General features: G+C 39.5%; 10 protein-coding genes. 5 read left to right on the top strand and 5 right to left on the bottom strand.

Annotated features, from left to right (window positions below; translation table 11 throughout):
* Positions 1 to 320 precede the first annotated feature (320 nt).
* Positions 321 to 1319, bottom strand: a complete 999-nt coding sequence (locus tag DVR12_RS01020; RefSeq protein ID WP_116973594.1) for an RNA ligase (ATP) — start codon at positions 1317 to 1319, stop codon at positions 321 to 323.
* 201 nt (positions 1320 to 1520) lie between these two features.
* Between DVR12_RS01020 and DVR12_RS01025 the strand changes: the two genes are divergently transcribed.
* Together DVR12_RS01025 and xrtN are read left to right on the top strand one after the other, a co-directional pair.
* The gene (locus tag DVR12_RS01025) at positions 1521 to 4001 is read left to right on the top strand and encodes an XrtN system VIT domain-containing protein (RefSeq protein WP_116973595.1); all 2481 of its coding nucleotides are present in this window, start codon (positions 1521 to 1523) and stop codon (positions 3999 to 4001) included.
* On the top strand, positions 3995 to 5302 hold the full coding sequence (gene xrtN, locus DVR12_RS01030) for an exosortase N (protein WP_116973596.1): 1308 nt from the start codon (positions 3995 to 3997) through the stop codon (positions 5300 to 5302). Before DVR12_RS01025 ends, xrtN begins: the two co-directional genes overlap by 7 nt.
* Here the strand turns inward: xrtN and DVR12_RS01035 are convergent.
* Positions 5292 to 5708: a hypothetical protein gene (locus tag DVR12_RS01035; protein WP_233522109.1), complete on the bottom strand. Its 417-nt coding sequence runs from the start codon at positions 5706 to 5708 to the stop codon at positions 5292 to 5294. The two genes, xrtN and DVR12_RS01035, sit on opposite strands and share 11 nt — an antisense overlap.
* Before the next feature lie 86 nt (positions 5709 to 5794).
* On the opposite strand from DVR12_RS01035, the gene DVR12_RS01040 reads away from it, so the two are divergent.
* Together DVR12_RS01040 and DVR12_RS01045 are read left to right on the top strand one after the other, a co-directional pair.
* Positions 5795 to 6613, top strand: coding sequence for an alpha/beta hydrolase (locus DVR12_RS01040; RefSeq protein ID WP_116973597.1), 819 nt, complete (start codon positions 5795 to 5797; stop codon positions 6611 to 6613).
* A gap of 36 nt (positions 6614 to 6649) precedes the next feature.
* Complete coding sequence (locus DVR12_RS01045) at positions 6650 to 7417, top strand: porin family protein (RefSeq protein ID WP_116973598.1); 768 nt, start codon at positions 6650 to 6652, stop codon at positions 7415 to 7417.
* Positions 7418 to 7493: 76 nt separating this feature from the next.
* Here the strand turns inward: DVR12_RS01045 and DVR12_RS01050 are convergent, their stop codons facing one another.
* Positions 7494 to 8210, bottom strand: a complete 717-nt coding sequence (locus DVR12_RS01050) for a 3-ketoacyl-ACP reductase (RefSeq protein ID WP_116973599.1) — start codon at positions 8208 to 8210, stop codon at positions 7494 to 7496.
* A gap of 87 nt (positions 8211 to 8297) precedes the next feature.
* Here DVR12_RS01050 and DVR12_RS01055 point away from each other — a divergent pair, with 87 nt between their 5' ends.
* On the top strand, positions 8298 to 9167 hold the full coding sequence (locus DVR12_RS01055) for an aldose 1-epimerase family protein (protein WP_116974218.1): 870 nt from the start codon (positions 8298 to 8300) through the stop codon (positions 9165 to 9167).
* 247 nt (positions 9168 to 9414) lie between these two features.
* On the opposite strand, the gene DVR12_RS01060 is transcribed toward DVR12_RS01055, so the two are convergent.
* Together DVR12_RS01060 and DVR12_RS01065 are read right to left on the bottom strand one after the other, a co-directional pair.
* Positions 9415 to 9930: a hypothetical protein gene (locus tag DVR12_RS01060; RefSeq protein WP_116973600.1), complete on the bottom strand. Its 516-nt coding sequence runs from the start codon at positions 9928 to 9930 to the stop codon at positions 9415 to 9417.
* Between the two features lie 58 nt (positions 9931 to 9988).
* On the bottom strand, positions 9989 to 13093 hold the full coding sequence (locus DVR12_RS01065; RefSeq protein WP_116973601.1) for an efflux RND transporter permease subunit: 3105 nt from the start codon (positions 13091 to 13093) through the stop codon (positions 9989 to 9991).
* Between the last annotated feature and the right edge of the window lie 4 nt (positions 13094 to 13097).

A 13097-nucleotide genomic window follows, 5' to 3' on the forward strand; every position in this document is an offset into this window, starting at 1 on the left:
ACGTGATTGGAATAGAACTACTTGTGTGGTCGTTCCTGTTCTTTGGTTGTAGTTGTTATGAAATAGATTTGGCTAAATCGATAAAGCTATTAGATTTGAATGTATCGGTTGTTTTTCATCAGATCACTGGGTGCCACAAAAATTAGATGAAACGTTGTAAAGTTGGTCGATATATTATTTAGATGAAAGGTAGTATTTTTTATAAATTCTTAAATATTAATTTTTAATGCTTTAAAAGCGTTGGACTAACATTTATTCCTAAAGTTTAATGGAGTATAATACAAGTTGGGCAGACATACCTGCCCAACATATTCATCAACTTAATTCCTTTCTTTCAACAAAAATTTATTGGAAATAACTTTAAAGCTGATTTGTCGGTCTATTGATCTTATCACTATACCTTCTCTTTCGGCTGAACTCAACACAGATGTTCCTTCTGCAAGTGCCAGAAGCGCATCAGTTGTTTCGGGCAACTTGAATGATTCATCCAGTATTGGAACATGCTGAAGGTCCAATGACTCCATTATTTCCCTGAAAGCTGGTAATGGTAAATAGGTCTGCGTATCTATATCAAATACATTGAAGAAACGAACAACCTGCCCCTTTACTACATAAGGGTTGGATTGAATACCTTCACCGATTAGTTCACCTTGCAATGCAAGATTTTTTCCAAGGCTGGTTAACTTCTTTTCAAGATCCAGTTCCCTGGCAACTTGCCAGAACGAATTGTTTTCGGATTCTTGCAAATCGAGGTTTCGGGAACATACTCCGAATATGCCTTCATTTAGGTAGAAGGTAGCAGAAGATCCATCCAGTTTCTCTGTAACATAAAACGTATGTTGTTTGAAAGATTCATATTCTTTCGTGAGATTCTGAATTCTTTCTTCATCTGTTTTAAATATAAATGATGGGAAGTTGCCTTTTGCAACACCAGCTAATTCGGCTGGCATTGGCGGTTCATACTTTACAATACCTAACCTTTCGGCCACATTTTCACCCAGCTCATAATTGTATCCTTCCAATATACTAATTGGCAGGAGCAATCCTTGTGATACTTGTCCGCGTAGCCTGATTGTTTTAAGCCTGAATCCTTCCTGTCCGGCCATTTTGCGGTAGGAGGTTTTACGTAAAAATTCAAATTTTTCGATTACCGGTAGGAAGGAGTCTATTTCGCAATAAACGGCATGGTCGTTTATCCTGAATTCTCCTTTCTTAACTACAAGCTTCCATCCTTTAACAGTGGCTACTTCTATTTGATCGGCATCTACAATTGGTTGAAGATCGTCTATGGTAACTATAGACGCTAGTTTTCTTTCCATGAAGTAATAATCATTGGTGGTTAACAAAACTTTTTTAGCGCGGCAAAGGTATATTGATATTTTTATATTTTAAAATTTTAATTGATGTTTTTTCGTTTTCAATGCCCGATAGAACTAGCTTATCTAGTGAAATAATTATATATACTTTGTGGTACAAAGTACTTTTTATTTGATAAGTTTGCATGGCAAATATCTCTTACCATGGAAAATTCTACACGCTCTAGTCTGATTCAACCTCCCTTAGTAATTGGAGCTATTCTGATAGCTGTAATGACCCTGCTCTTAGGAATACTGGTATTTATTGATCCAAGGAATGATAAAATAAGTTTTGCTAATCATGCGATCTTAGGCTTTTACCTCATATGCCTGCTGATTTACCGACCGTTTAAAGATTTTGAATATAAGAAAACCATTACCGCTATGTTAGTAGTAATGGTGATTCTTGATGCTTTTGCAATGAATTACCAGATAGAAGTACTTCCATCGCTTGCCAGCTGGTATGGATATGTTTTAGTATTATCCTGTATTAATGTATTGGTAATCTCCTTCTTTCAATGGTTACCGGAGTGGCTGAAAATTATAGTGGCATTTGTAACAGGAGTCTTGTTCCTTGCACCTCTTACCCCTGTTATTACCATGTTACCCATAACAATAATCGGGTTGATAGCAATGGTGTTTTTGGCAATTGGTATTGTAGCTTTTGCCCCATACCTACTCTTACTTTATTACACACTATTCACGATTAAAAGGTTGTTCCCCGTTATACGCTATCGGATGGCCTTTTTAGCAGGTCTTTCCTCCGTTCTTATCCTCATCATATTTTATTGTAGTTCTTATGTCAGTACAAAAAATGAAATTGAAAAACAATATGAGCAGGCATATGCATCCACTACAGACGAGCTTCCTGCATGGTTGATTGCTTCGCAATCACTCAGTAAAACCAGCATGACCGAACGCATTCTGAAGACTAATATTACTTACCAATCAATCTGGACTAATGCATCCTTTGGAGTTAAATCCCAGGATGAAAAAGTACACTATGACCCACTTTTCGCATTATCTTCATTGTTGTTTGGTGAATGCTCGCTTACATATACAGCTAAATACAACATGCTGTATGTGATGTACGACAAACAACATTTAAAGGAAGACAGACTTTGGAGTGGCGATGATCTCGTAACCTCTAATGTTACCACGAAAGCTGATATCTGGCCTGAATACCACCTCGCATATACGGAACATACACTTACTGTTACCAATAATACCAAAGAAACCTGGAGTACAGATAAGGAAGCTATTTATACATTTCATATGCCTCCAGGAGCTGTTGTTACTTCCCTCTCTCTATGGGTTAATAACAAAGAGGAAAAAGGTATTCTGACAACTACACATAAAGCCGATAGTGCTTATAAGGATATTGTTGGTGTACAAAGGCGGGATCCCTCTTTAGTTCACTGGCGGGAGGGAGATAGAGTAGCTGTTAGGGTGTTTCCGGTTCAAAAGGGCAAGAGCCGTGTTTTTAAGATTGGTATTACTTCCCCGCTTCAATCCGATCATCAGCAATTAACTTATCAACCTTCCTGGTTTGAAGGCCCCGAAGCGGAAAATGCAACATATGATGTACAACTATCCTTTAGTAATTTACCTAAGGAAATCATTAAGCCAACAAACTCCTTTACAACTAAAAATCAAACTATTTCAAGAATAGGTCGCTATGCCGGAGACTGGAACATGCGGTTCACAGACCCTGGTCTGGGTAATGCGGCCTTCATGTTTGATAATAAACGTTACACCTTATTACCTTTTAAGCCTACCATAGTAACGCTTAATCCGGACAAGATTTATCTCGACCTTAATTCCAGCTGGAAGTATAGCGATTATACCCAACTGCTGAAAGCAACTTCTTCAAAAGAGGTTTATGTATATGATAGAAACGAATGGATTAGGGTTACTGCTGCTAATAAAGAAGAGGTTTTTAACATAAGACATTCCCTTCGTTTTTCCTTTTTCCCTTTTCATAAAATGCCTACACCTAATGGCCTGGTAGTAACAGCCGGAGACAAACATTCTCCATTCCTGAGTGATATTGATGTTGATGGATTTTCATCAGCTGTTCAAAACTATTTAAGAGCAAATAAACCTAAGGTGTTTAGTTTAGGCGATATCAGTTCTCAATTTATTGCTACATTAAGATCAAGGCATTTACTTACATACAGTAATGGTACCATTACAGATCTTGTTTCCCAATTATCTCAGCATTCGTTTAGTACCACTTCTGCAGACAGCAACAGGGTAGATATTCCTGGCGCAAAAATCACAGTTGCTCAGACTCCGGATAGTGTGGCTACTAATGGCCCTGATCATCTGGCGCGATTATTTGCCTATAACTGGTTGTTAGAAAAAAGTGCTGTAGCGAACCCGGATGATGATGCGTTAATTGATATTGCAAGTAAAGCTTATGTAGTTTCACCGGTGTCGAGTCTTATTGTTTTGGAAACCCGCCAAGATTATGAGAAACACAACATAAAGGATAATGAATCCAGCTTAAAAAATGCCATTCTTAAGGGGCACGGATCGGTTCCCGAACCTCATGAATGGGCGTTGTTTATTATCGCTGTTAGTATACTTGCCTATGTCAGATATAATAAGATATTTTCAGGAACCAAAGCGAAAGTATGCTAAGTAAGCGACTGTTATTTCCAGGGATTTTATTGCTGATTTTATTGATTATTGCAGTCGATTCGTTGAATCATTATTTCCAGTGGAATAGCTTGTTTTTTGCTTTGTCTGTCATTGCACTGTGTTGTACCTGGCAGGCAGAGCAAACAAGCAAAGTTTCCTGGCGTTGTGCAATAGTTGCCATTGTTTTTTGGGGAGTTTATAGATTGATTCCTGTATTTACTCTTTGCTATCTTGGGTTATTGTTTACGGCAGCATTCATTGTTGAATTATGTTACAGGCGAATAGCTGCATTAACCTTTATTACTGCTTTTCTGATAGCCCCCGTAATCGATTATATAGCTAATGTTTTTACTTTTCCAATTCGTCTTTGGCTCAGTCAATTTGTAGGAAGTGGCATTGCCCTTATGAATACAAATGTTGGCGTTGCCGGTAATGTAATAATGATCAACAAACAGGAATTTAGTGTAGATACTGCCTGTATGGGATTAAGTATGATGATTACTTCCCTGTTATTTGGAGTGGTACTGATTGCTATCTTTCAAAAAAAGATGGCAAAAAAATTAAGTCTGCTTCAACTTATACTTATATTAATAAGCATTGCTATTCTGAATATAGGGTCCAACGTTTTCAGAATAGCAATTCTGGTATTGTTACGTATTCCGCCATCCAACTCAATGCATGAAGTAATAGGTATTATTACTTTGGTGATTTATGTTTTGTTACCTGCGGTATTCGGAATAAAATGGATGTTAAAACGCTTTGGTAAAAATAATTCGGAAACTTTACCATTTAAAAATCCAAAGTTATCTGGTATACTGGCCGGTGCAACTTTGGTAACTTTAGCAATAACAGTAGTTTATGTGCTGCCTAAAAATGAAGTTAAAACAGCTGTAAATATTGTTCAGCTTCCTGGTACTACAGTTACTACTTTGAATGATCAGATTTGCAGACAGGCCTCGACCGATCTATTGCTGTACATTAAACCTATACCATCTTTTTATTTTTCAGATCATCAGCCAATGATATGTTGGAAGGGGAGTGGGTTTGAATTTTATAAAGTAACTGAAGTGAAAATTGACGGGAAGAAAATCTTTCAGGCTGTATTAAAGAAGGCAGATGCAACTTTATATACAGCCTGGTGGTATGAGAGTAAAAATAGTTATAGTAACAGTCAATTATCCTGGCGTTGGGATGCTTTAAGAAATGGTACCAGTTACTATCTGATGAATGTTACTACAAACGATCCGCACAAATTAACCGAAAGTATCAGACAGGTAATGAATGCCCACCTTATTCGGTAATGATTTCGGTAGTTTCTTTATGCCTGGGTTGGTAATAGATATAGTACCAGGCCAGTATTAAAATTCCTGTTACAAATGGAATTAATGCCAGGTGTTTATATGTTATTTCACCCCAAACCGTTTCTGCATCAAAATGACAAAACTCACTGATCATCCAATAGGAGTTGGCAGTAATCCAAACCGTAATAGCAACATTATGGCAAAGCTCCGACATAAACTGGCGGGTACGCCATGCTATAACTATTGAAATGATTAAAGTTGGAAAAATCATCGCTATTCCGAGTGGCTTCCAAATCATGCACCAGCTAATGTCTTTCAATAGCCAGAATACAATATGGAGGTTCTCCATCTTTCGATAACTTAAGGGAATACTATATACCGGTGAAGTGGTATCTTGTTTGCTCATAAATGGATTGATTGCTTAATTTTATCTTCCTAAACAAGCCATAAAGATATTCTTTATCTTCGTTTTCTATCACCAAAACTCCAGTTATGAATGAATTTTATTGGTCGTTTCAGCAAACCCGATTTCATGGTAATAGCTGGGTGCCGGCAAACTTTAACCGGGTAATGATCATCATTCATGGGATTGGCGAACATCTTGGCAGATATGCCCATGTAGCTGAGTATTTCACCACACAAGGCTTTGCAGTTGTAGGGATCGATCATTATGGCCATGGGTTAAGCGATGGAAAACGAGGTGCTTCAAAAGGATATGAGTTTACATTCGATTATCTAAGTGCTTTTCTTCAGCATATTAAAGATACATATCATTTACCGGTTGTTATGTATGGTCATAGCATGGGAGGTGGTATTCTGATGAGTTATTTACTGAAAAGAAAACCAGCCATTCAGGCGGCTGTAGTTTCAGCTCCTGCATTGATAGTTGCAGACGGGCCGGGAACAGTATTGAAATCAATGCTGAAAGTATTGAGTAAAGTAGTTCCGAATTTCACCATCAAACAAGGACTGGATATCAACAAAATTTCTCATGATCCCAAACAGGTTACAAAGTTTGAACAGGATCCTTTACGACATGATAAACTTAGTTTGCGCTTAGCAAATGATATGATTCAGTATGGAGCCTGGAGTATTGCACATGCAGATGAACTTAAAATTCCAACCCTATTAATCCATGGCACAGCTGATGCCTTTACCGCCGTGGAAGGCTCCCGTAGCTTTGCAGGAAAAGCTCCCAAACAATGGCTTACTTATCGTGAGTGGGAAGGTATGTATCACGAATTACATAACGAACCTGAAAACAGAGAAGTATTATCGTTTATTTCCGGTTGGCTTAGTAATGTTAATTAATCGTTACATTTACAACTCAATTTTATTTTATTCATTATGAAAATCCAAAACTCTTTCAAATGGCTCTTGCCTGCCTTCCTTGCATTTTGTGGGCTTAAGGCAGATGCGCAGCAGATCGACCTCGGAGCAAGAGGGGGTATTAGTATTCCTAATCTGTCTTCCGGCGGTAGTGATAACAATCCGTTAAACACAGGTTATAAATCCCGCCTTGGACCTGAGTTCGGAATCTTTGGAGAATATCATGTGAGCAAATTATTTTCCATCGAAGCAATGATTAATTTCTCTGGCCAGGGTGGTAAGAAAAGTGGTTTACAAGCCGTACCTGTACCAGCTGATAAAGCTGCCGCTTTACCTCCTGGTACCTTGTATCTCTACAACGACATTAAAAGTGAAGCTAAATTTAACTACCTAATGGTTCCAATCCTGGCTAAATTCGGATGGGATCTCGGGCATTCGCCTCTTCGTTTATACGTAGATGCTGGTCCGTTTGTTGGTTTTCTGTTGAATGCCAAACAAGTTATTTCCGGTACCAGTGCTACCTACCTCGACCCGGCAGGAACAGTGCTTATTGCTCCTGCTATGAAGTTAGACCAGACTGTTGATATCAAAGATCAACTGCACAAGGTTAACGTGGGTGTAGCTGCAAACGTAGGCCTGGCTTATCAATTTGGCCGCAATAACATCTTCATCGAAGGTGGTGGCAACTACGGATTCCTGAATATCCAGAAAGGTACTGCAAACGGTAAAAATAATATCGGTGCAGGTACTGTTGTTTTAGGATATGCTTACCGTATTAAAAAGTAAGTCGTAATTTATTAAAAAATGGGCTGTCTCTTAGTTGTAGAGACAGCCCAATTTTTATTTTGTAGAAGAAAACTGTTTAGGGATTAGTAGACCATAATCCTGCTGTTTTCACCAGCACCCTTCTGTTCATTTTCAGTTGATCTACCATGAACTCTGCCAGATCCTCTGGTTGTAATACCTTCTCAGGATTGCCATCTGTCAGATTAAGTTCTTTTGCCATATCTGTTGCTGTAGTACTCGGAGTGAGTGCGCTAACACGGATATTATGCTTGCGAACTTCCAGCATTAACGATTCTGTAAGCCCAAGCAAGCCAAATTTTGAGGCACTATAAGCGCTGGTAAGCGGAGCGCCTCTTTGACCAGCCGTTGAAGATATATTGATGATATCCCCGGTTTTTCTGGCTATCATACCTGGTAATACCGCACGGGTGACATAATATACCCCCAGCAGGTTCACTTTGATAATATCTTCTACCTGGGTTGGAGTGAGATCTAGAAATCCTCCAAATGCCGAAATCCCTGCATTGTTGATGAGAATATCTATATCCCCAACTGCTTGCTGCAAAGTAGCAACTGCTGCCTCTACTGCCCCAAGGTCACTGACGTCTGCTACTGCATAAGCCGCATTTACGCCCAATGCCTTTAACTCCTTAACAACAGTTTCCAATGCTGAGGCATTACGGCCTATTAATGCAATATCTACCCCTTCCTTTGCCAAAGCAATGGCTGTGGCCTTACCAATACCCTTACCACCTCCGGTAATCAGGGCCTTTTTACCTTTAATTGATTCCATATGCTGATCTCCGTTTATTTAAATAAAAATCTTCGCCAAAGGTACAAAGCTTTTATCTTCGCACTATCTATCCAATTAATACTTCTCATGATACAATTAACAAATGAAAGACTCAGCGTTGAGATAGCCAAACAGGGTGCTGAACTGCAAAGTATCAGGCGCACCGATTGGGAAATCGACTATCTGTGGAATGGTGATCCCGCTTTCTGGAGTAAAAGAAGCCCGGTATTGTTTCCCATAGTAGGTGGACTAAAAAACAATACTTACGAATATAACGGACAGAACTATACGATGGGTAGACACGGTTTTGCCCGAGATAAAGAATTTAAGGTTATAGAGCAATCTGTAGATAAAGTAACTTTTGAACTTACAGACAACGAAGAAACACTTAAAGTATATCCTTTTCGTTTTGTCTTTAACGTCACCTACCAGTTGGAAAGAAATAAACTGATTGTAACCTACAATGTCAGAAATACAGATGACAAAGTAATGCTATTCTCCGTTGGGGCACATCCGGCTTTTAGAGTGCCTCTGGTGAAAGATACCACCTATGAAGATTACTTCCTCCGCTTTAATAAGGTTGAAACAACAGGAATCTGGCCACTATCTCCAGACGGACAAATAGAGTCGGCCCCTGTTCCGTTTCTGAATCAGGTATCTGAACTTCCGCTTAAAAAGTCACTATTCTATAAAGATGCACTGGTATTCAAATCCCTTGCTTCCACCACAATTAGTATTAAAAGTAAGCTTACCCCGCATGGACTTACAGTTAGCTATGATGGCTTTCCGTTTATGGGAATATGGGCGGCAAAAGACGCAGATTTCGTGTGTATAGAGCCTTGGTGCGGAATTGCTGATAGTGTAACTTCAAGTGGTAAGCTGGAAGATAAGGAAGGTATTTTGAGCTTAGAACCAGGAAATACTTTTACCAGAAGCTGGAATGTAGAACTCTATTAATATTTCAAAATCATTAATGTCCGGATAAGTCGGGTGTGTCGGATATCATTAACTAGCAGGCCATGCGATTTGCAAGTGCTAAAGAATATATTGAAGGAAAGGCTGACAGCGCAATAGTCAGCCAAAGAGAATAAAGAAAGAGGATGTATCAAAAGTAATCTGAAACGAAATTACTCTAGATCAGGTGCCCCAATAAAATCGGGAATAATTTACTTTTAATACATCCTCCTCTTTATTGAAAAATATTCTAGAAATTATAACCTGCTTTCAGACCGAAGAAGCCATGAGTTTTGTCATGAAACCATGCCTCATATTTAGCTTCAACATCCAATCCCAGTAAGCGAATACCAACTCCCGGGGCTATCAATCCGCCAACTCCGTTGTTGTAATCCCCTGTAAAATTTGCCGTACCGCCTTCAAGTTTCACATACAGAATAGATACAAGTTTGTATCTGAGACCTAAACGAACCGGGATAACATTAGCACTTTTTACTTCGTAATTTCCACCCGGTGCTGGAATAGTTTTACCGGGAAAGTGAAAATAACTTACAGAACCAACGGCTGTAAGGCCGGCAATTAATTTTACATCAGCCCCTAAACCGATACCATAACCAGTATTGTGGGTGTCGCCGAAGTCGCCTGTTGGGAATCCTACCTCTACAAACGGTCCTATACTGAACCTTTTTAATTGTGCCTGCGCCGAATGGTTGATAAAGCAGACAAGCAACAACATACTTACCAATGATAGTATGGTCTTTTTCATAGAAATCAATTTTCAAAAGGATTGGTGATGCTCGAGTCACTCTAAATTTACGTAACTATTACGAATTTAGAACAGAGGGAGCATGCACTTTCCTGTTGTCTTCCTGGTGTTTTGGCTTCAAAACCTCTACAGCAGGAGGTATTAACTGATAAACTACGGGCGTAACTATACGAGATAATAATGTACTGCTAATTAGGCCTCCGATCAATACTATCGCTAATGGTGCAATTAATGGATTAGTAGAAATCGCAATAGGTATTAATCCGCCTATCGCGGTTAGGGAGGTAAGTACAATTGGCAAAAACCGTACTTCACCAGCTTCCCTGATCGCCTCCTTTAATGGTTTGCCTTGCATTCTTAGCTGGTTGGTAAAATCTACCAATAGTATGGTATTCTTTACTTCTATTCCTGCCAGAGCTATCAAACCAATGATTGCAACAAATGATAAACTATTTCCTGTCATCCACAACGCTATGGCGGCTCCAACTACCCCTAACGGAATAACCGAGAGCACAATAAGCATACTCTTAAAGGTCTTGAATTGTAAGATTAATGCCGCGATAAACATAAATACCGTAACGATTATTACACTGGTAAAACCACTGAATGAGCTTTTTCTACTCTCCACTTCTCCTCCCATTTCATAGGAATACCCAGCGGGTAGGGGAGTAGCATTCATGTTTTCTATCACTTTATCGATAACCTTATCGGTTAGGAAGCCTTTTTTGATAAAGGCATTCACAGCGGCTACACGATTTTTTTCCTGGTGCCTGATAGTAGAAGGAGAGGTCTCCAGCTGCATAGTCGCGATTTGTGATAACGGAATAGCTGTGCCTTGCTGATTATTTACATAGATAGACTGAAGCACATCCAGATTAGGTTTTCCGGTTTTCTGACTGGTCAGCAGAATATCATAGTCATTGTCGTTACGATCGTTGTATTGCCCTAAATTGATACCGGCAACGGCTAAACGAACAGCTCTGTCGATATTAATAGTAGGAATACCCAACTGTTGTGCCTTTTCCTTATCTATTTTTATTCTGATATCAGATTTTAGATTGTCGAGCGGATTGTTGATATATATAGTACCGGGAACCTTTTCCAGCATCTTTTCCACCCTTCCTGCCAGGACTCTTAAAGTATCCAGGTTATCGCCGAATATCCGGACTTCTACAGGTGCTGCAATCGGAGGGCCCTGCTCGAAATTTTTTACTTCTATGCGCGCACCTGGGTAAGGAGTCCATTTATGTCGGAGTCTTTCAATTAACTGGCTTTTTTGTACTTGTGAAGTATGCGGATCGAGTTGCACAAATATCTGGGCATAGTCACTACGTTCATTTTCCTGCCCCTCATTGTAATAAATCCTTGGATTACCTTTACCCACATTACTGGCGAAGGAAGAAATAACCGGTTCCTGCTTTAATTCTTTCTCTATTTGCTGAACTATAGTATTGGTATAGGTAAGATTACTTTGTGGAGGTGCCAGTATATTGATCAGAAACTGTGGCTTCTCTGATGATGGAAATAAACTAAATCCAATAGCTTTGAATAACCCTAACGAGGCTATGAAGATCACTAAAGATACCATCAGGGCAAGTATTGGCCGTTGTAATGCTTTATCTAACAAACGAGCATAACTTCCATGAATCAACTTCTTTAACCCCCTCATAAATATATTACCATCCGGATGGCCCTGATGCTCTTTCAGCAGGCGACTGGCAAGAAATGGAATTATAGTTAATGAAACAGCCATAGAAGCCAGTACACTGAATATTACGGCCAAAGGAAGGCTACGGATAAAGTCGCCACTTCCTTCAGGCATAAACACCAGCGGCATAAAAGCTATGATGAGAGACGCTGTACAGCCTACTACTGCCAGGCCAATCTGACTGGTGGCCTTCAGCGTAGCTTCCATTCTGTTATATCCGGCAAGCATCCATCTTTCTATATTTTCAACAACAACAATACTATCATCTACCAATAAACCCAATGCTACTACTAATCCCACAATACTCAACTGATTCAGATTATAACCAAACAGGTGCAGTAATACAATCCCAAGCGATAGCGACAAGGGAATAGAGATCATCACAATTAAGGATGGGCGCTGCCCAAGGGGTAGCAAGGTTAATGCTACAAGCAGGATAGCAATCAGAAAATCTTTACCTAAACCACTCAACCTGCTGTTCACAGCTGCTGCCTGATCAAAATACTGAATCATGTCTATATTGGCAGGCAAGGTTTTCTTAAAGGCCTCCAGAGTGGGTTTATAGAGCTGTTGGGTTTTGGTGATGTTTTCTCCGCTTTTCTGAGCTGCTGATACTATAACACTCCTATGGCCATTCAGGCGAGCAAAATACTTCTCATCTTCGAATCCATAATAAATAGTTGCAATGTCTTTTAGGAGGATGTTTTTACCATTGGGAGCGGCTACAATTGTATTCCCTATTTCATCTATATGCTCATAACTGCCACTGGTTTTTATATTGAATGTTCTTTCACCGGCATCGATGCTGCCACCGGGAATGTTGGCCATTTCACTCTGAATCGCATTGGTAATGGCACCGATTGGCAAATGTAATTGAGCCATCTTGTCGAGTGCCAGTTCAATTCTTACCTGCTGATCAGGTAATCCATGGATCTTCACTTTCTTCAGGGCCGGAATTTTTTCCAGCTCGTCCTGTAAGTTATCGGCATACTTTTTCAATTGATCCCTGGAAGCATTTTCTGAGATTAGTGCAACCTGTAATACATTTACATCTGAAGGTTCCTGCTTTTTAACATCAATGCTATAAATATCGGCAGGGAGGTCTTTTCGCTTGTTATTTACTTCTCTTACCAGCTCCTGGTATTTCTGATCTACATTACTGCTATATTTATATTCTACTCTGATAACGGCCACACCATCGCTGATATTGGTCCTTATTTTTTTGATATCGTCGAGTGCATAGATTTCTTTTTCCAGGGGATCAACAACCAGGCTTTCCAGGTCTTTCGGACTGGTACCAGGATATAATACTACCACTGTAAATTGTGGGGCTCTCATTTCCGGGTCTTCCGATCTGGGCATCGTAAGTATAGTGGTTATTCCCAGTACGATAATCATTATAAAGATGATGAGCGTGAACTGGTAATTTTTAACCGCGTATTTAGCTATTTTCATGATA

It is taken from the genome of Chitinophaga silvatica (assembly GCF_003419895.1).
GTDB classification, from domain to species: domain Bacteria; phylum Bacteroidota; class Bacteroidia; order Chitinophagales; family Chitinophagaceae; genus Chitinophaga; species Chitinophaga silvatica.